The organism is Pseudomonas serboccidentalis (genome assembly GCF_028830055.1).
GTDB lineage: Bacteria > Pseudomonadota > Gammaproteobacteria > Pseudomonadales > Pseudomonadaceae > Aquipseudomonas > Aquipseudomonas serboccidentalis.
The window spans coordinates 1,757,866-1,776,335 of record NZ_CP101655.1 but is presented as its reverse complement, the minus strand read 5'-3'; the positions used below and the strand labels follow the sequence as shown (position 1 = coordinate 1,776,335).

Below are 18,470 nucleotides of genomic sequence, written 5' to 3'. Positions count from 1 at the left end.
CGCGTTAATTCAAGGCATCGCGCAACACCCGGACACGCAACACCAGTGGAACAACAAAAACAATCACTGTGAGGGATACCGATATGTCAGAACACGCTCAGCCGCTGGACGTCGCGAGCGGCACCAGCACCAGCAATGCCACGCAGAAAGTCATCTTCGCCTCGTCCCTGGGGACGGTGTTCGAGTGGTATGACTTCTTTCTCTACGGCGCCCTCGCGGCGGTGATCAGCAAGCAGTTTTTCGCCGGGGTCAACGACACCACGGCGTTCATTTTCGCGCTGATGGCCTTCGCCGCCGGGTTTATCGTGCGACCGTTCGGGGCGCTGGTGTTCGGTCGGTTGGGGGACATGATCGGGCGCAAATACACGTTCCTCGCGACCATCGTTCTGATGGGCATCGCGACCTTCTGCGTCGGCCTGCTGCCGACCTACGCCAGCATCGGCATCGCCGCACCGATCATTCTGGTGGTGCTGCGCATGCTGCAGGGCCTGGCGCTGGGCGGTGAATACGGCGGCGCGGCGACCTATGTCGCCGAGCACGCGCCGATCGGCAAACGCGGTTTCCATACCAGCTGGATCCAGTCCACCGCGACCCTCGGCCTGCTGCTGTCGCTGCTGGTGGTGCTCGGTTGCCGTTACTTCACCGGTGACCAGTTCGAAATCTGGGGCTGGCGCATTCCGTTCCTGCTGTCGATTGTGCTGCTGGGCATTTCCACCTGGATTCGCCTGAGCCTGCACGAGTCGCCGGCGTATCTGAAAATGAAAGAGGAAGGCAAAGCGTCGAAGGCGCCGATCCGCGAATCGTTCGGCAAATGGGAGAACCTCAAGGTAGTGCTGATCGCCCTGTTCAGCATCAACGCCGGGCAAGCGGTGACCTTCTACGCCGCGCAGTTCTACGTGCTGTTTTTCCTCACGCAGTTCCTGAAAATGGACCCGGCGGTGGCCAACAGTCTGCTGATCATCAGCGTGGTGATCGGCGCGCCGTTTTTCATCATTTTCGGCTGGCTGTCGGACAAGGTCGGGCGTAAACCGGTGCTGATGCTCGGCCTGCTGCTGGCGACTGCGCTGTACTTCCCCATCTTCAAATCCCTGGCCCACTACGCCAACCCGGCGATCGACCAGGCCAGCCGTCAGGCACCGATCACCGTGCTGGCGGATCCGGCGACCTGTACCTTCCAGTTCGATCCGGTGGGCAAGGCCAAATTCGACAGCCCATGCGACAAGGTCAAAACCTTTCTGGTCAAGCAAGGCCTGCCCTACACCAGCGCCGCCGCCCCGGCCGGCAGCGGCGTGCAGGTGAGCATCGGTGACGTGAAGATCGACGGCTACGACGAAGCGGCCCTGCGCGGCGCGGTCACCCTCGCCGGCTACCCGCAACAGGCGGACCTGCAACAGATCAACAAGCCGATGATCGTCGCCCTGATCGTCGCACTGATCATCATCTCGGCCATGTGCTACGGCCCGCTGGCCGCGCTGATGGTCGAACTGTTCCCGACCCGCATCCGCTACACCTCGATGTCCCTGCCGTATCACATCGGCAACGGCTGGTTCGGCGGGTTCCTGCCGACCGTGTCGTTTGCGCTGGTGGTGTACACCGGGGATATTTTCTACGGGCTGTGGTACCCGGTACTGATTACCGGGGTGAGCCTGGTGGTGGGAATGTTCTGCCTGCGTGAGACGAAGAATATCGACCTGGACAAGAACTGATTCCAGATCAAGTCAGCTCACCTGTGGCGAGGGAGCTTGCTCCCGCTCGACTGCGTAGCAGTCGTAAACCCTGCAATTGCAGTGTATCAGGCACACCGCAATTGTCGTGATTGGGGCCGCTTCGCGGCCCAGCGGGAGCAAGCTCCCTCACCACAAGTGATGGTTTGGCTGAATTTACGCGTCAGGCTTGATGACCTCAAACTTCACCTGATCCGGATAAAACGCCACATAGTCCTTGATCTGCTCGACCGAGACTTTCGGTTTCTCGTAAGTCCACACCGCATTCGCCCCTTCATGCCCCGGTACTTGCAGACTGAAGTAATTGGCATCGCCCTTGTACGGGCAGTAACTGGTGTGGTCGGTGCGGGCGAAGTATTTCTCGTCGATGTCTTCGCGAGGGACGTAGTAAACCGGCGGGTAGTTGGCCTCGTTGAGGATCAGCACATGCGAGGACGCCGCGACCTGGATGCCGTGGAATTTCACCAGCAGGCAACCGGGGAGTTGTTCGAGGGTGATGACGGGGTTGAGGCCGGAGGTTTTCATCGGGGTTTCTCCAGGGACGAATGAACTGTGGCGAGGGAGCTTGCTCCCGCTGGGCTGCGTAGCAGCCCTTAATCCGGAAATCGCGGTGTATCAGGTATAACGCGATTTCAGGTTTTGCGACGGCTTTGCCGCCGAGCGGGACGGTGCGACGACTCGACAAGCGCTCTCACCACAGGGAACATGTGGCCTCCGGATCTAACAGATCAAACGACGATATCAGTCGCCACCGCCTGCCCCACCACCCCCACGGCAAAGTCGACCTGCCCCTGCCCCGTCAGGTCGACCAGCAGCCCGGTCTGACCGTTTTGCGCGTAGTACGTCAGGATCGCGTCCCCCGCATGGCCGGTGAAACTGCTGACGAAATTCAGCGAAGCCGCACCCGTGGCAAACGCGTCGATGCCCGAGAGGTCGATCTTGTCCAGGCCGCTTTTGAAATCCATGATCCAGTCCGGCTGGTTGTTGGTCGAGTCACTGGCCGCGCCGAACACGAAGGTGTCTGCACCCTCGCCGCCCCACAGCACATCCGCGCCGCCACCGCCGTAGAGGATGTCGTTGCCGGCGCCGCCGAACAGATGGTTGACCGCCGAATTGCCGATCAGCAGGTCATTGCCCGAACCGCCAACGGCGTTTTCCACGGTCACGCCGTAAGCGATCGACACGTTGCCCACCAGCCCGCCGACGTCAGAGAACGAACCTTCATTGAGGTTGATCTTCTGGTTCTGGGTGAAACCGGAGAAGTTCAGGGTGTCATCGCCGCCACCGTCCCACACCGAAAAAACCACTTTCGACGACGCCGACGTGGCGCTGTAGAAATCGCGCCCGGCGTTGGAGCCGAAACCGTAGGTGGTGTTATCGGCGCGCGTTTCGTAGTTGGCGCCGTAGAGTTTCTGCACCGCGACGATATCGTCCAGCAACGGCGCCGAGGCGTAGGCGCCACTGCCGTCCTTGCTGAAGTTCTGGTCGGTGTTGGCTTCGCTCCAGTAGCTCATCAGGCTGTAGCCACGGGTGTCTTCGGCGTACTTGGCGTCGTTGTAGGTCGGGTTGCCGTTGCCGGCGTTGTACGCGCCCGGGTGCGACAGGCCGAGGGTGTGGCCGATCTCGTGAGTCAGGGTCTGCCGCCCGTAGTTGTTGGTGTCCGGGGTCTTGTTGACCTGATATTGATTGTTGATCAGGTACCACGACTGACCGTCATAGCTGCCGCCGCTCGGCAGATAAGCGAACGCCGCGCCGCCAGTGCTGACGTCGTAGTTGCCAAAGGTCATGTGGCCGTCGCCACCCTTGCCTTCAGTGAAGGTCACCTTGGCCACGTCGGCCCAGGATTGCATGGACAGCACGGCCTGGGCCTTTTGCTGAGCGCTGAACTGGCTGAAGTTGCCAAGGTTCGGGTTGTAGTTCGCCGGTTTCTCGGTCAGGAAGGTATAAGTCAGGGAGATTTTTCCGTCGCCGTTCTTGTCGTGCCACGACAGGTTTTTGCGCAGGATTTCATCGGCCGCCTGGTCGGCGGTGAATGACGGTTTGCCATTGACCAGACCGACGCCACGGTCATACAGATGGCTGAAGGCATTCACTTCGTCATAGGCGCTGCTGGTTTTCGCTTTGGCTTGAGCCATGGTGGACTTCCTTGTTTCAGAGTAGTCAGTGCGTTCGGACCATGGCGATCTTCTGGCGAGATCGTCCTGTCACTCGCGTTTCTTGAAAGGCCCGAAGAACCTGCCATGCCCGACAACCGCCGCACCATTCGAATTCTCGATAGCCGTGCGCGCCGTCCCGGTAATACCGGTCATCCCCGGCAACGCTTTTATCTGTATATCCATACAGATAAAAGTTGCCCCGAACGCCAACTGCAGCCATTCTGTGCACCTTCAGTGAACTGATCGACGACGGTGGTTATGCGGTTGTACCTCTGTGAAAAACCTTCCCAGGCCAAAGACATTGCGGCCGTGCTGGGCGCCAGACGCCGGGGCGACGGCTGCTGGCTGGGAACGGACGTCACGGTGACCTGGTGCATCGGCCACCTGCTCGAAACCGCGCCGCCGGATGCGTACGACGCACGCTACAAACGCTGGGTGCTGGCGGATCTGCCGATCATCCCGGACAAGTGGAAAATGACCGTCAAGCCGCGCACCGCCAGCCAGTACAAAGCGGTCAAGCGCCTGCTGGGCGAGGCCAGCGAGCTGATCATCGCCACCGACGCCGACCGTGAGGGCGAGATGATTGCCCGGGAACTGGTCGAGCACTGCCGCTATCGCGGGCCGATCCGCCGCTTGTGGTTATCGGCGCTGGACGAAGCGTCGATCCGCAAGGCCCTGGCCGCACTGAAGCCAGGGGCGGAAACCTTCAGCCTGTATCACTCGGCGCTTGGGCGCTCCCGGGCCGACTGGCTGATCGGCATGAACATGAGTCGCCTGTTCACGTTGTTGGGCCGACAGTCCGGCTATCAGGGTGTGCTGCCGGTCGGTCGGGTGCAGACGCCGACGTTGCGGCTGGTGGTGGATCGCGACCGCAGCATCGCCGATTTCGTGCCGGTGCCCTATTGGGCGATCGATGTGCAATTGCTGCACAACGGCACGCCGTTCACCGCGCAATGGCGTGCCCCCGGCGACGTGTGTGACGATCAGGATCGCTGCCTGAATCAGGCACTGGCCCAGCAGGCCGCCGCCGCCCTCAACAGCGCCGCCAGTGCACGGGTGGTCAAGCTGCGCACCGAACGCATGCGCGAAGTGGCGCCGCTACCGTTCGACCTCGGCACCCTGCAGGAAGTCTGCTCGAAGAAGCTCGGCCTCGGCGCTCAGGAAACCCTCGACATCGCCCAGGCGCTCTACGAAACCTACAAGGTCATCACCTACCCGCGCAGCGATTGCGGCTTTCTGCCGCTGAGCCAGCACAGCGAAGCACCGGGGATACTCGCGGCACTGCGTCAGGCCGATCCGGGCCTTGAAGCACTCAATGGCCACCTCGACCCGCAGCGCCGCTCCCGGGCGTGGAACGATGCCAAGGTCAGCGCGCACCACGGCATCATCCCCACCGCGGCGGCGAAAAACCTTGAACGACTGAGCGGCAAACACCGTGCGGTGTACACCCTGATTCGCGCCCGCTACCTGGCGCAGTTTCTGCCCAACCATGAATACGACCGCACCCAGGCCGATTTCGATTGCGCCGGTGAAGCCTTGCGCGCAGTCGGCAAGCAGATCATCGAACCGGGCTGGAAGCGCGCCTTGCCCGAAGCCCTCGCCCCGGCCAAGGGCCGTGAAGCGCCAGCACCGCAAACCCTGCCGGCGCTGAGCCAGGGTGTCGACTGCGCCGTGGCCGGCGTAACCCTCAAGGACCTGTGGACGCAACCGCCCAAACCCTACACCGAGGGCGACCTGATCAAGGCGATGAAGAACGTCGCCAAACTGGTGGAAGATCCGCTGCTCAAACAGAAACTCAAGGACACCACCGGCATCGGCACCGAAGCCACTCGCGCCTCGATCATCCAGGGCCTGCTGGACCGTGGTTATCTGGTGAAAAACGGCAAGGCCCTCGCCGCGACACCCGCCGCCTTCAGCCTGATCGATGCCGTGCCCCGCGCGATTGCCGACCCCGGCACCACCGCCATCTGGGAACAGGCGCTGGACATGGTGCAGAGCGGTGAAATGAGCCTGGAAGAGTTCGTCACCAAACAGGCCGCGTGGATGAGCAAGCAGGTGACACGTTGCTCCGCGCTGAACCTGACCATCAGCGGCCCGCCACCGGCCGGTAAAGCTGCCGCACCGTGGAAGAAGAAACGTAAATCCACGCGCAGTAAAACTGCCGGCCCAGCCAAACGCACAGCGAAATAGATCAGTCCGGTCGGGATTTTTGTGGCGAGGGAGCTTGCTCCCGCTCGGCTGCGCAGCAGCCGCAAACCTGCAATTGAAATTTTGCGGCTGGCATAGAGGGGCGGCTTCCCCCCCCAGCGAGACGGTGCGACGACTCGACAAGCTCCCTCACCACAGCAAATCGACAATACTCAGGTCTGGCCTTAAGAGCTCGCTAGCATGCCCACCATCGAATTGCTTGCCGCCCACCGCGACGAACTGCCAATCATCGAAAACCTGATGCAGTTCTACATGCATGATTTCAGCGAATGGCTGCCGCTGAAAATCGCCGAGCACGGTTTCTTCAGCATTCACCTCAAAGACGACTACTGGCGTAACCCTGCCACCCTGCCGTTCCTGATCCGCGTTGACGGTGAACTGGCCGGATTCGTGATCGTGGACGATGACACCCACATTGCCGGCGCCGAACACAACATCGGCTACTTCTTCCTCGCCCGACGCTTTCGTGGCCAAGGCGTCGCGCAGTTTGTCGTCTCTGTCCTCTTGAGCCGCCTGCCCGGTCAATGGCAGATTTTCCATATCGACGCCAACCTGCCTGCACAGCGCTTCTGGGCCCGGTTGATCCCCGCATTGAGCGCAGGCAAATTCACCTGCGATCACCGCCCCGTGGACGGTTACCCCTGCACCTTCTACATTCTGCGCGCCCCCGCGTCCGTTGCCTGAACGGAACTTTTCTCATTCCAAAACAGCTTTGTCCGACAATATGTAGTGAACAAAAATAATCACTACAAAACCGTTGACGGCATCGTTTTGCTTTTGCATGATGAAGACGTTCCCCGATCGGGAACATCGGTAACACGCTTGAGCAAACTCGTCTGACCGCCGAGTTGTTTTTTCCGGATACACGCTGCCCACAAGGCAGATTGAAGAAGCTGACCTGGCCTGAACGTCCAGTACAAGGACGAGAAGCGCTGGCGAAAATTCTCAAGACGCTTGTGGTCGACCCTGAAAACGTCGTCAAGGAGCCTCCCGGTTTTCGCTGCTTCTCCTCGTTGTGACGCTATTGCGTAGCAGTTATTCAACACGACTACATGCAACAGACGCATGACCCCGTACTTCTCACGGGCGACCGCTGACGTCCTGGTTTCGGTGCCAGGGATCAACTAACCGATGGGCTACCTGTATTAGCGAATCAACTTTGAAAGATCACCAAACTGGTCAAGGGGCAAACATCATGAATCTGAACAATCAACCTACTATCGAAGAACTGGCTCGTATGTTCGCTGCACAAAAAGACAGCCACGACAGCCACATTCTCTGGATCAGCAAGTCGGGTCAGGTGCATATCGACTGCCTGTCGCCCCACGCGGGTGAAGAAGAATTCGACCGCAACAACCAGAACCTGCTGGCCCGCCTGAAGATGTACCGCCGCGGCCACGGTTATGTCGGCAAGAAAGCCGCGGCCGACAAAGACTTCATCGGCAATGTACTGCAGACGCTGAAACAGGCGTGGGACTCGATGCAGAACAAGAATGAAGTCCGGGTGATTGACCGGTTCTGCTGATTGACAACTTCAATAATAAAAAGGGCCTGCTTCCAAAAGAAGCAGGCCCTTTTTATTGTTCCCCTTAAAACTCACCGTAGGAGCTGCCGAAGGCTGCGATCTTTTGATCTTGATCTTAAAAACAAGATCAAAAGATCGCAGCCTTCGGCAGCTCCTACAGGGAGATATCATTGGCGTTGTAGGACGAGATTCATAAACGCCAGCGCCGCCGCACTGTGATAATTATTCTTGCGTCGCAACAACGCCGCCCCACGCTGCGGCGCTTCGTTCTCGACCCGTAGCCTGTGCAACGCCCGATCCTCGGTCGCAATCGCCTCAGGCAACATCGTCGCCATTGGCGAATGCCGCACCACTTCGAGCAATGTACTCACCGAGTTCACCTCGATCCGCACCTGTGGGGTAATCCCCTGCTGACGGAAATACTCATCGATCGATAGCCGCGTGATGAAGTCCGGCGCGAGCAAGGCGAAATCCAGTTGCGCAAGGTCTCCCGAGGTCAGCACCGCGGTGCTTTCGTACAGCGGATGCTCACGCCCGACCATGATGCCCAGAGTTTCGGTAAACGCCGGGATGCACTCGATGTCCGGGTTGCGTACCGGGGTAAAAGCGATGGCGATGTCCAGCGAGTCGTCCGCCAGCCCCGCTTCGATGTCGTCCATCGACAGCTCGAAAATCTGCAGGTGAATCCCGGGAAACCGCGCCGCGTAATCACGCACCAATGGCCCGACCAGATAGGCCATGAACGTCGGGGTCATGGCCAGGCGCAAGGTGCCGCGCGACAGGTCCTTCACGTCGTGCAACGCACGTTTGCCCGCCTCCAGCTCCACCAGTACCCGCCGCGCGCATTCGATGTAAGCCTCGCCGGCATCGGTGGGTTTGACCGTGCGCGAAGTTCGGTCGAACAGGATCACCCCCAGGGTTTCCTCCAGTTGGCGAATCTGTTGCGACAGGGTCGGCTGCGACACGTGCAAGGCCTCAGCCGCTCGGGTGAAACCGCCGTGATCGGCCACGGCCAGCAGATAACGCAAATGTCGCAACAGCATGGACTCACCATCTATAGGCAGGGCTTATGCGAAGCATTGTATATCGGTCTTGGACGCTATGGATCAATCGGCAGAAGATTGCTTCCACACAGCAAGCCCACCTTGAAAGGAGTGACAACCATGCAACAGTCCCACGCCTACAACGATGCCAGCCTGGCCCTGACCACCCGTATTCTCGACATCAAGGCACGCAAAGGCCTGTCGTGGCAGGATCTGGCCGACGACACCGGCCTGAGCCTGGCCTACGTCACTGCTGCCCTGCTCGGCCAGCACCCGCTGCCGCAAGACGCCGCGCAAGTGGTCGGCGACAAACTTGAACTGGACGCCGACGCCATTGCCGCCCTGCAGATCATCCCGCTGCGCGGCAGCCTCAGCGGCGTGCCGACCGACCCGACCATCTACCGCTTCCACGAGATGATCCAGATCTACGGCACCACCCTCAAAGCCTTGGTACATGAGCAGTTCGGTGACGGCATCATCAGCGCCATCAACTTCAAACTCGACATCAAGAAAGTCGAAGACCCGGAAGGCGGCTCCCGCGCCGTGGTCACCCTCGACGGCAAGTTCCTGCCGCTGCGTCCGTTCTGATCCATCCCGGCCCGCGCTCCGCGTGCGGGCCGACCGCTCTCTTGTTCAATGAGGACATGCCCATGAAAGCCCTGATCGACGGTTTCCTGAAGTTCCAGAACGAAGCGTTCCCGCAACGCACTGAACTGTTCAAACACCTGGCGACTACGCAGCAGCCCGGAACCCTGTTCATCACCTGTTCCGACAGCCGCGTGGTGCCGGAATTGCTGACCCAGCAAGAGCCCGGCGAGCTGTTCGTGATCCGCAACGCGGGCAATATCGTGCCGTCCTACAGCCCGCACCCGGGCGGGGTGTCGGCGACGGTGGAATACGCAGTGGCAGTGCTGGGGGTGACCGACATCGTGATCTGCGGCCACTCCGACTGCGGTGCAATGACCGCGATTGCCCAGTGCAAATGCATGGATCACCTGCCCGCCGTCAGCGGCTGGCTGCAACATGCCGAGTCGGCGAAAGTGGTGAACGAAGCGCGCCCGCATGCCAATGACGCGGCCAGGTTGAGTTCAATGGTACGGGAGAATGTGATCGCGCAACTGGCGAACATTCAGACCCACCCGAGCGTGCGCCTGGCGCAGGAGAAAGGCCTGTTGAACCTGCACGGCTGGGTGTATGACATCGAGACGGGCTCGATCGATGCGCTGTCGGCGGATCGCCGCACGTTTGTGCCGCTGGCCGAGCAGCCGGCGACTTGCGCCATTACTGCCAAACCTGCCAACGCTGCCTGAATAGACACTATCAAACTCTGTGGCGAGGGGGCTTGCCCCCGTTGGGCTGCGAGCAGCCCCCAAAAAGCCGGGGCAGCTTCGTGACCCAACGGGGGCAAGCCCTCTCGCCACACATCAGATGTCCTGGTTAATGGTTTCAGACATCAGCGTTTTACGGTGAGGTCGATCTGAGTCATGCGGCTACGAACGGTGAACACCCCATCCCCCGACAGAATCGCACTGCGCGCAAACAGGCGCCCACTCTCCCAGTTCGAAAGCCCCAGCTCCGGCTTGTTCAGCGCGTACTGACCGTCCACCCAACGGGTAATCCCGTTACCCACAAACGGCGCGTTCACCGCGTTGTAAAAACGCTCTTGCGCAGCAGCATCCTCGCTGATCAGCGACACCGTGAACTGCGGGCTGTAGCGGTTGAACAGGGCAATCGCCTGAGCCAGATCGTCGACGATCATCAGGCTGACTTCCGGGGTTTCTTCCCATTCCCACTCGCGACCCAGCTGGGATTGCGCCAGCGCTTCGGCCAGGGCTTCGGTCTGATACCCCTCGGCGCGATAGACCTCGACCGTCGCGTGCTGCCACTCAGCCGGCAGATAACTTTCACTGCCTTCGACGATGTGCAATTTGCAGCCCTGCCCGCGTGCGGCGCCGGCCTGTTGCAGGGCATCGAGGAACAGCGGCACTAGTTCGGCGGCGCGATCGCGTTGAATCAGGCAGACATTCAGTGTGTTGCAGACTTTGCGATCCAGCGAGTTGCGCACCACGGCGGCGAAGCGCGTGGCGTCGGCGTCACGATCAGCAATCAGCCACGCACCACCGGTGCCGTGCAGGCTGACCGCCGTGCCAGCCTGTTGAGCGATGCTGCCCAACTGGCTGACCGCACGGCCCGAACCCCGGGCCACCGCCAGCGACAAACGCCGGTCGGCGAACATCGCCCAACCGGCGGCGTGATTGACGCTTTCCACCAGCGACACTGCACCCGCCGGCAGACCGGCATCGGCCAGCGCCGGGTTCAAGGCGTGAGAGACGATCGCTTGCGCCGTGCCTAACGCGTCACTGCCGATGCGCAACACTGCAGTGTTGCCGGTGCGCAATACCCCGGCGGCGTCGGCAAAGACGTTCGGTCGCCCTTCAAACACGAAGGCCACGATGCCCAACGGCGACACCACTTGTTCGACCTTCCAGCCGTCGTGTTCGACGCTGCTGATGACCTTGCCGCGCGTGGCCGGCGCATCTCGCCAGGCGCGCAGGCCGGCGATCATGTCGCGGCGCATGCGTTCATCGGCGAGCAATCGGGTGGTGGAGCGGCCACGGGCCTTGGCGCGCTCGATGTCGGCCAGGTTCGCCGCTTCGATCAAGGCCCAGCAATCCGGGGTTTCCAGGCGTTGCGCGAACAGATCGAAGAAGCGGCTGATGGCCTCGTCGGACACCGACGACAGAGCGGTGAAGGCCGCCGCTGCACGTTCGATCGCCACCGCAGCGGCCTGTTGATCGACGACCGGAATCAGCAACAGCTCGCCGCTCACCTGCTCGACCAGCAGGTGGTCACCGGGCTGAAAACGCGCGGCCAGTTCGGGGCTGACCACGGTTACGCGGTTACCGGCGAAAGGGATCGGCGTGCCAGCGACTAGACGTTCGAGCGCAAGAGACATGAAGCGGATTCACCATAGGAGGGGCGGCCGGAAAATGTATAGGAATAGCCCTCCCCCAAGCAACACAAACCCCTTGTAGGAGTGAGCCTGCTCGCGATAGGTGTGTCAGGCGCAGCCATATTGAATGACACACCGCTATCGCGAGCAGGCTCACTCCTACCGTTACCGCGGTGTTTTTTAGAACACCGACCAGCCAATCCGCGAGCTCAACATCTCCAGCGCCGCCATCCCCGCCAGCGAGTTGCCGGCGGCGTTGAGTTCCGGCGACCACACGCACACGCTGAACTGCCCCGGCACCACCGCGACGATACCGCCACCGACTCCACTCTTGCCCGGCAGACCGACACGATAGGCAAAGTTGCCGGCCTCGTCGTACAGACCGCTGGTGGCCATGATCGAGTTGACCTGTTGGGTCTGGCGTCGGGTGAGGATCTGTTCGCCGCTGTGTTTGCAGAAACCGTCGTTGGCGAGGAAGCAGAACGCTCGCGCCAGGTCGATGCAGTTCATGCGCAACGCGCAGTGGCTGAAGTAACTGCGCAGCACCGCTTCGACATCGTTGTGGAAGTTGCCGAACGATTGCATCAGGTACGCCATGGCCGCGTTGCGGGCACGATGCTGGTATTCGGACTCGGCGACCTTGCCGTCGACGATCACTTGCGGATTGCCCGACAAGCGCCGCACAAAGTCACGCATCGACAAGGCCGGCGCGGCAAAACGCGATTGGTTGATGTCGCAGATCACCAGCGCCCCGGCGTTGATGAACGGGTTGCGCGGGCGCCCGCGTTCGAACTCCAGCTGCACCAGCGAGTTGAACGGCTGGCCGGACGGTTCGTGACCCAGACGCTCCCAGATCGCCTCGCCGGAATGCTCGATGGCCTGCACCAGGCTGAACACCTTGGAAATACTCTGCACCGAGAACGGCGTCTCGGCGTCGCCGGCGCAATACATTTCGCCGTCATTGCCATACACCGCAATGCCCAGCTGATTGGCCGGCACGGTGCCGAGGGCGGGAATGTAGTCAGCCACTTTGCCCTGCCCGATCAAGGGCCGGACAGCGTCAAGAATCTCGTTCAACAGCGCTTGCATGCCGGGTTCCGAAGTCTCGCCCCATGGGATTGCGGGGACACTTGGGCTAGACGCTGCACACGCTTGCGGAATCACACAAAACTCCTACAGGGGTCGATCAGTTTGCCCCGTCCAGCCCGGCCAGCAGCGCGCTGTCGCGACTGTAGATGTCCGGCGCATAACGCACCTGCCCGTCACTGCCGACTTGCGCTGTCCAGTAGGTCATCAGGATCGGCACCGGCGCCGACAGACGGAATTCGTGGGTGCTGCCGGTGGCGAGCAAGGTTTCGGTGCGCGCGCGTTCCGCCGGGGTCAGCAACAGGTCACGCAGTTGCATCGGATGCTCGACCCGCACACACCCGGAGCTGAACGCGCGGGGGCCTTTGTCGAACAGGGCTTTGCTCGGCGTGTCATGCAGGTACACCGCGAACGGGTTGGGGAAGCGAATGACCATCTGCCCCAGCGGGTTACGCGGCCCGGCGTCCTGGCGCAGCATGATGTTGCCGGGGTTGTCCCAGTCGATGTCCGCCGCGGCCAACGGCTGGCCATGGGCGTCGAGCACTTGCAGATTCTGGCGGCTGAGGAAGGTCTGGTCCTTGCGGATCGCCGGTAGTTTGTCTTCCTTCCAGATGGTCGGCGGCACGGTCCAGGTCGGGTTCAGGGTCAGGCGCGTGACCCGGGATTTGAGCAGCGGAGTCTGCCGTTCGGCGCGGCCGACCTGGGTGCGGGTCTGCCAGACTGGCTTGCCGCCCTGATACAGGGTCAGCTCGGCGGCAGCAACGTTGACCAGCAAGCCATCGGGCTCCATGTCCTGCGCCAGCCAGCGGAAGCGTTCGAGGTTGACGCGCAATTGTTCGCGGCGCGTCAGCGGACTGATGTTGAGTTCGGCAATCGTCCCCGGCCCGACCACCCCGTCGGCCTGCAACGAATGGTTGACCTGGAAGCTTTTTACCGCCTCCACCAGCACGCCTTCATAGGCATTGCCAGGAGTGCCGATGGCGTGAGTCAGGTAGCCTTCGTTGAACAAGCGCTGCGCCAGTTCCGGCACGCGTTTGTCTTCCATGGCCGGGCGCAGCAACGGGCCGTTGCCGACCGACTGCCAGCGCGGCAACGCTTGCTGCCGTAGGCTTGCGTAGAGATGACGCAGGCTCTGGTATTGCGCCAGACGCGGACGCGCCAGATCGAACGCGGCCTTGATGTCGTGCAGACCGGGCACGGCGATGGCGAGCAATTCGGCCTGGCGGTCACGCGGGGTGTCGTCGGCATGCCACAGCGGCTCGAAATGCGACTGCAACAGGCGCCCGTAATGCAGATCCTGCAGGGCTTGCAGGTAATTGCGAGTGATGTCGATATCGGCGCACAGTTCGCCGTCCTGCGGCGGATTGACCGCCACCGGGTAGCGCTTGGGATTGAGTCCATCATCGGCCAACAGCTGCAATTGCCCCTGCAAGGCCGGCAAACGCCCTGACTCGCTGGCCCACACCGGCAGCCAGTCCTGCTGCTGGTAGAACGCTTGCAGTTGCGCCAGCGCCGGGCCGCTCAGGTGCGCGGCAATCGCCGGGCAGGCCTGGGGCAAACCGATCAGCACCGCCTGCAGCGGACTTTGCGGTTCGACCGGCATTTCCGCCGGCGGCGTCGGCAGAGTCTGCAACGGCGGCAACGGCTCATTGGCACAAGCGACAAACGGCGCAGCGAGCAAACAAATGCTCAAGTAGGATGCGTACTTTTTGAACAACTGCTTTACTCCAATCCGTGGCCGTCTCAATGATGGTCAACCTTACATCAGGTGCGCTGAACAGTCAGGCCCGAATCAGGGGTCTGTCGGGTATGACTGGGAGTCAGGAGCCAAAGTGCCAAATAAGTAGCCAGTGAGGACACTTTATAAATGTTGACGTTTCTGCGCCGACTTCTGCTGTCTACCGCGACCCTCGTCGTCGTGAGCAGCCCCGCTTTCGCCGCCGGCAAACCATCGCCGGTTCTCTTCACCAGCCTCGCCCAGGCCGCGCCGGAACTCAATCCCCAAGCGCTGAAAGGTGCCTTGAACGCCATGCAATGCGCGGTCAACAATGGCGCGAAACCGTCCCGGCACCTGGCGATCATCGATTATTCGCAGCCCTCCACCGCCCGCCGGCTGTGGATCTTCGATCTGAGCAGACAGAAACTGGTGCTGCGCGACCTGGTCGCCCACGGCTCCAATTCCGGGGAAAACTTCGCCACCCAGTTCTCCAACCGCGAAGGCAGTTACCAGTCCAGCCTCGGCCTGTTCCGCACCCAGGAAAGCTACAAGGGCACCCACGGTTATTCGCTGCGCATGGACGGTCTGGAACCGGGCTTCAATGACATGGCCCGCGACCGCGCCATCGTGATCCACGCCGCCGATTACGTGAATCCGTTGTGGAGCAAGCGTCAGGGCCGCATCGGGCGCAGTCAGGGTTGCCCGGCGGTGCGTCCGCAAGTGGCCAGGCAGGTGATCGATAAACTCAAGGACGGCCAGTTCATGTTCTCCTGGTACCCCGACCAGCGCTGGCTGAAATCCTCGCCGTACCTCAACTGCCAGCCACAGCAGGTGGCGAGCATCTTGAGTACCCACGCCAGCTGACGAACACCACACTCCCCTGTAGGCGCAGCGTGCCGCAGCGCCTACACGGAGGTGTGTCAGTCCGCGGGGTTTGTGGCATCGCGAGCAGGCTCGCTTTCACAGGTGATCCGCGTTCGGCTGACGAACAGGGCCATGACCATCAGCGCCGCCGCAACGCCGAACGTGCTGTGCAAGCCGCTGCCGATAACCTCGGCCGGGGCTTGCGCCGGGTCTCCCGTAGCGAGCGCAAACACCGCCCCCATCACCGCCGCGCCAGTGATCAAACCCAGATTGCGCGCCAGCCCGAGCAGGGCCGAGACCACGCCGCGCTGAGCCTGACTGACCGTACTCATCAACCCGGTATTGTTCGCCGCCTGGAACAACGCGTAACTGCTGGCGATCACCGCCATCGGCAGCAGATACGCCGGCAGCCCGAAACGGGTCGGCAACAGCGCCAACAAACTGCAGCCGCCAGCCAACCCGAGCAACGCACCGGGCACCACCCGCCGCGCGCCAAAGCGATCCACCAGACGCCCCGCCGGCACACCGCCGCACGCCGCCAGCAGCGGCCCGACCGACAACGCCAGGCCGACCACGGTGCTGCCCAGTCCCAAACCCCGGCTCAGGTAAAACGGCCCGACCACCAGCGTGGTCATCATCACCGTCGTCACCAGGAACGTCAGCGCCAGGCTACTGCTCAGTCGCGCATCGGCGAACAATGACAAACGAATCAGCGGCGCCCTGGCTTTCATCTCGACCCCGACAAACACCCCGGCTCCGCACAGGCTGACCAGCAACAACATCAACGTATAACCGTCGAGTGTCATCGCCAGCGCGTAGGCTGCCAGTGCCAACACCAGCACCACGGTGCCGAGGTAATCAAACGCAACGCCCGACCTCGCCGGCCGATCCGCTGGCAGATAGCGATAAACCAGCCACGCATTGAGCAGCCCCAACGGCACGTTGAGGACAAAGATCGATGGCCAGCCGACCTGCGCGATCAGCAAGCCACCCAGCGACGGCCCGAGGCTGGTGCCGGTGGCCGACATCGTCGCCAGCAAGCCCATCGCACTGCCCGCTCGCGCCTTGGGCACCGCATCTGCCACCAGCGCCACGGTCAACGCAAACATGATCGCCGCACCAAGGCCTTGCACCGCCCGGGCGCCGATCAACCAGCCCAATCCCGGGGCCAGCGCGCAGCACAAAGACGCGCTGGTAAAAATGCCGATCCCGATCAGTAACAGTCGCCGCCGACCGATCCCGTCGCCCAGACGCCCGACACTGACGATCAACGTGGTGACCGCCAGCAGGTACGCCAGCACGATCCACTGCACCTGTTGAAACGTCGCCCCGAATGCCGTGGCCAGCGTCGGCAGCCCGGCGTTGGCGATGCTGGTGTCCAGCGACGGCATCAACATCGACAGCGCCAGACTGGTCAGCGCCCAGCGGGCTTGGGGGGTCAACGGGGATCCGGGCATCGGGCGCTCCTGGTGCAAAGGTCAGACGGCATAGCCTGAGTCTCGACAAGGCAAGGCGCAAGACGCATGCTTTGCACTTGATACCTGCATGGAACGCCATGTCATGAGCACACCGGATCTGAACCTGTTGATCACCCTCGACGTGTTGTTGCGCGAAGGCAGCGTCGCGCGCGCCGCGCAATGCCTGCGGTTGAGCCCGTCGGCCATGAGCCGCGCCCTGGCCCGGCTGCGCGAAACCACTGGCGATCCATTGCTGGTAAGGGCCGGCCGTGGTCTGGTACCGACACCACGGGCGCTGGAGTTGCGCGAGCGGGTCAGTGGCCTGGTGCAGGAAGCCGAGGCGGCGTTGCGCCCCGCCGAAATACTCGACCCCGGCCAGTTGCAGCGCACCTTCACCTTGCGCAACACCGACGGTTTCGTTGAAACCTTCGCCGCCGCACTGCTCGCGCGCATCGCTGAAGAGGCGCCCGGCGTGCGCCTGCGGTTTGTGCAGAAAGCCGACAAGGACAGCACGCTGCTGCGTGAAGGCCGGGTGGATCTGGAGACCGGTGTGGTCGACGACAGCACCGACCCGGCGCTGCACAGCCGTATCCTGTTTCAGGATCACTGGATCGGCGTGGTCCGTGAGGGGCATGCGTTGAGTGCGGGCAAGATCAGCAGCAAACGCTTTGCCGGCGGCCAGCACATTCTCATCTCACGTCGTGGGCGCAGCAGCGGTCCGGTGGACGAAGCGTTGCTCGCGTTGGGGCTGACGCGGGATATCGTCACCTCGTTCGGCGGCTTCTCTGCCGCCCTGACGCTGGTCCGCGAATCGGACCTGATCGCCACCGTTCCGGAGCGTCACACCAGCAAACTGCGCACGGGCCTGCACAGTTTCTCTCTGCCCTTCAGGATGCCGCCGATCAGCGTGTCGATGCTCTGGCACCCGCGCATGGACGCCGACCCGGCGCATCGCTGGTTGCGCAACTGTGTCAGGGAAGTCTGCGTCTAACGCGCATCACCGCCGACCGGTTTGTAGAACAGGAATTTGCCGACCTCGGCGGTCTTTCTGTATTCCCTGGCCCAACTCGGATGCACGTTGCGATCATGGAAGTACAGCGCGCCATGGGTACGATCCGGCAGCTGGCGGTTCAGCGCCTTGCCTGCAATCGCCTTGGCCAGGGTGTATTCGGCGTCTTCCTTGACCTGATCCGCCTTGCCATCGCACCACCAGGAAAACTGGCAGCTTTTGGTTTCCGAACCCTGCTTGACCACTTCGCACACCGTACCGGGGAAGCCGTCGTGGCCCAGGCGGTTCATCACCACATTGGCCACCGCTTGCATTTCCGGCGTATCACGGCCCTTGGCTTCCCAGTAGATACTGCGCGCCAGGCAGGTGATCGGATCATCCAGCGGCGCGGAGCCTGCCGGGTCTACCGCTTGTACTTCGGTGGGGGTGATCGCTTCGGATTTGGGCGCCGGCGCGGCGCTGACTTTGTCGGCGGCTTTTTCTTCCAGCACCTGAGCCTTTTCTTCGGCCTTGGCCTTGATCGGTGCCTGTTCGGTAGCCATCACCCCACCGGCCATCAGGGTCACTGCGAAACAGCCAGCCAACCATTTCAATCCCATGTCAGTTCTTCCGGCAGCGCCCGGTCCGGGCAAGGTGTTTCGTGGGGGAGACGCCCGGTTTCCGGGGCCTTTGGAGAGTGTAGACGGCAAATACCGGCGCATCGTTCCGCAGAAAAACCCGCTCGATGA

General features: G+C 62.0%; 16 protein-coding genes. 8 read left to right on the top strand and 8 right to left on the bottom strand.

Annotated features, from left to right (window positions below):
- The first annotated feature begins 83 nt into the window (after positions 1–83).
- A complete protein-coding gene (locus tag NN484_RS08190; protein ID WP_274658852.1) occupies positions 84–1,706 on the top strand; it encodes an MFS transporter in 1,623 nt (540 codons plus the stop codon).
- 174 nt (positions 1,707–1,880) lie between these two features.
- Here NN484_RS08190 and NN484_RS08185 read toward each other — a convergent pair whose 3' ends face one another.
- Both NN484_RS08185 and NN484_RS08180 read right to left on the bottom strand, forming a co-directional pair.
- Entirely contained in the window at positions 1,881–2,249 is a 369-nt protein-coding gene (locus NN484_RS08185) for a DUF427 domain-containing protein (protein ID WP_127651508.1), read from the bottom strand.
- 203 nt (positions 2,250–2,452) lie between these two features.
- Positions 2,453–3,859, bottom strand: coding sequence for a serralysin family metalloprotease (locus NN484_RS08180; protein WP_127651509.1), 1,407 nt, complete (start codon positions 3,857–3,859; stop codon positions 2,453–2,455).
- A gap of 279 nt (positions 3,860–4,138) precedes the next feature.
- Between NN484_RS08180 and NN484_RS08175 the strand changes: the two genes are divergently transcribed.
- The 3 genes from NN484_RS08175 to NN484_RS08165 all read left to right on the top strand — a co-directional run bounded on the left by NN484_RS08175 (position 4,139) and on the right by NN484_RS08165 (position 7,613).
- Entirely contained in the window at positions 4,139–6,070 is a 1,932-nt protein-coding gene (locus tag NN484_RS08175; RefSeq protein WP_215499521.1) for a DNA topoisomerase III, read from the top strand.
- 198 nt (positions 6,071–6,268) lie between these two features.
- A complete protein-coding gene (locus NN484_RS08170; protein ID WP_274658851.1) occupies positions 6,269–6,772 on the top strand; it encodes a GNAT family N-acetyltransferase in 504 nt (167 codons plus the stop codon).
- Between the two features lie 511 nt (positions 6,773–7,283).
- Positions 7,284–7,613, top strand: a complete 330-nt coding sequence (locus NN484_RS08165; RefSeq protein ID WP_047293552.1) for a hypothetical protein — start codon at positions 7,284–7,286, stop codon at positions 7,611–7,613.
- A 167-nt stretch (positions 7,614–7,780) separates the two neighbouring features.
- On the opposite strand, the gene cynR is transcribed toward NN484_RS08165, so the two are convergent.
- Positions 7,781–8,656 carry a transcriptional regulator CynR gene (cynR, locus tag NN484_RS08160; RefSeq protein ID WP_215502711.1) on the bottom strand — a complete coding sequence of 292 codons (876 nt, stop codon included), beginning with the start codon at positions 8,654–8,656 and terminating at the stop codon, positions 7,781–7,783.
- A gap of 120 nt (positions 8,657–8,776) precedes the next feature.
- Here cynR and cynS point away from each other — a divergent pair, with 120 nt between their 5' ends.
- Together cynS and NN484_RS08150 are read left to right on the top strand one after the other, a co-directional pair.
- The gene (gene cynS, locus NN484_RS08155) at positions 8,777–9,244 is read left to right on the top strand and encodes a cyanase (protein WP_215502710.1); all 468 of its coding nucleotides are present in this window, start codon (positions 8,777–8,779) and stop codon (positions 9,242–9,244) included.
- 62 nt (positions 9,245–9,306) lie between these two features.
- Positions 9,307–9,966 carry a carbonic anhydrase gene (locus NN484_RS08150; RefSeq protein ID WP_215502709.1) on the top strand — a complete coding sequence of 220 codons (660 nt, stop codon included), beginning with the start codon at positions 9,307–9,309 and terminating at the stop codon, positions 9,964–9,966.
- Positions 9,967–10,109: 143 nt separating this feature from the next.
- On the opposite strand, the gene NN484_RS08145 is transcribed toward NN484_RS08150, so the two are convergent.
- The 3 genes from NN484_RS08145 to NN484_RS08135 form a co-directional block, all read right to left on the bottom strand.
- A complete protein-coding gene (locus tag NN484_RS08145) occupies positions 10,110–11,612 on the bottom strand; it encodes an aldehyde dehydrogenase family protein (protein WP_215502708.1) in 1,503 nt (500 codons plus the stop codon).
- Between the two features lie 177 nt (positions 11,613–11,789).
- Positions 11,790–12,698: a glutaminase B gene (glsB, locus tag NN484_RS08140; RefSeq protein WP_027611723.1), complete on the bottom strand. Its 909-nt coding sequence runs from the start codon at positions 12,696–12,698 to the stop codon at positions 11,790–11,792.
- A gap of 97 nt (positions 12,699–12,795) precedes the next feature.
- Complete coding sequence (locus NN484_RS08135; protein ID WP_215502707.1) at positions 12,796–14,412, bottom strand: L,D-transpeptidase family protein; 1,617 nt, start codon at positions 14,410–14,412, stop codon at positions 12,796–12,798.
- A 150-nt stretch (positions 14,413–14,562) separates the two neighbouring features.
- Between NN484_RS08135 and NN484_RS08130 the strand changes: the two genes are divergently transcribed.
- Positions 14,563–15,276, top strand: coding sequence for a murein L,D-transpeptidase catalytic domain family protein (locus tag NN484_RS08130; protein ID WP_127651517.1), 714 nt, complete (start codon positions 14,563–14,565; stop codon positions 15,274–15,276).
- Between the two features lie 56 nt (positions 15,277–15,332).
- Here NN484_RS08130 and NN484_RS08125 read toward each other — a convergent pair whose 3' ends face one another.
- A complete protein-coding gene (locus NN484_RS08125; RefSeq protein ID WP_274658849.1) occupies positions 15,333–16,733 on the bottom strand; it encodes an MFS transporter in 1,401 nt (466 codons plus the stop codon).
- Between the two features lie 103 nt (positions 16,734–16,836).
- On the opposite strand from NN484_RS08125, the gene NN484_RS08120 reads away from it, so the two are divergent.
- A complete protein-coding gene (locus tag NN484_RS08120) occupies positions 16,837–17,724 on the top strand; it encodes a LysR family transcriptional regulator (protein WP_127651519.1) in 888 nt (295 codons plus the stop codon).
- On the opposite strand, the gene NN484_RS08115 is transcribed toward NN484_RS08120, so the two are convergent.
- A complete protein-coding gene (locus NN484_RS08115) occupies positions 17,721–18,341 on the bottom strand; it encodes a cell wall hydrolase (RefSeq protein WP_127651520.1) in 621 nt (206 codons plus the stop codon). The genes NN484_RS08120 and NN484_RS08115 overlap by 4 nt on opposite strands.
- Between the last annotated feature and the right edge of the window lie 129 nt (positions 18,342–18,470).

Excerpts from the sequence above, each read along its gene's own strand:
- NN484_RS08145 (WP_215502708.1), bottom strand. The coding sequence starts at position 11,612 with ATGTCTCTTGCGCTCGAACGTCTAGTCGCTGGCACGCCGATCCCTTTC.
- NN484_RS08125 (WP_274658849.1), bottom strand. The coding sequence starts at position 16,733 with ATGCCCGGATCCCCGTTGACCCCCCAAGCCCGCTGGGCGCTGACCAGT.
- NN484_RS08185 (WP_127651508.1), bottom strand. The coding sequence starts at position 2,249 with ATGAAAACCTCCGGCCTCAACCCCGTCATCACCCTCGAACAACTCCCC.
- glsB (WP_027611723.1), bottom strand. The coding sequence starts at position 12,698 with ATGCAAGCGCTGTTGAACGAGATTCTTGACGCTGTCCGGCCCTTGATC.
- NN484_RS08170 (WP_274658851.1), top strand. The coding sequence starts at position 6,269 with ATGCCCACCATCGAATTGCTTGCCGCCCACCGCGACGAACTGCCAATC.
- NN484_RS08165 (WP_047293552.1), top strand. The coding sequence starts at position 7,284 with ATGAATCTGAACAATCAACCTACTATCGAAGAACTGGCTCGTATGTTC.
- NN484_RS08115 (WP_127651520.1), bottom strand. The coding sequence starts at position 18,341 with ATGGGATTGAAATGGTTGGCTGGCTGTTTCGCAGTGACCCTGATGGCC.
- NN484_RS08130 (WP_127651517.1), top strand. The coding sequence starts at position 14,563 with ATGTTGACGTTTCTGCGCCGACTTCTGCTGTCTACCGCGACCCTCGTC.
- NN484_RS08120 (WP_127651519.1), top strand. The coding sequence starts at position 16,837 with ATGAGCACACCGGATCTGAACCTGTTGATCACCCTCGACGTGTTGTTG.
- cynR (WP_215502711.1), bottom strand. The coding sequence starts at position 8,656 with ATGCTGTTGCGACATTTGCGTTATCTGCTGGCCGTGGCCGATCACGGC.
- cynS (WP_215502710.1), top strand. The coding sequence starts at position 8,777 with ATGCAACAGTCCCACGCCTACAACGATGCCAGCCTGGCCCTGACCACC.
- NN484_RS08190 (WP_274658852.1), top strand. The coding sequence starts at position 84 with ATGTCAGAACACGCTCAGCCGCTGGACGTCGCGAGCGGCACCAGCACC.
- NN484_RS08150 (WP_215502709.1), top strand. The coding sequence starts at position 9,307 with ATGAAAGCCCTGATCGACGGTTTCCTGAAGTTCCAGAACGAAGCGTTC.
- NN484_RS08180 (WP_127651509.1), bottom strand. The coding sequence starts at position 3,859 with ATGGCTCAAGCCAAAGCGAAAACCAGCAGCGCCTATGACGAAGTGAAT.
- NN484_RS08175 (WP_215499521.1), top strand. The coding sequence starts at position 4,139 with ATGCGGTTGTACCTCTGTGAAAAACCTTCCCAGGCCAAAGACATTGCG.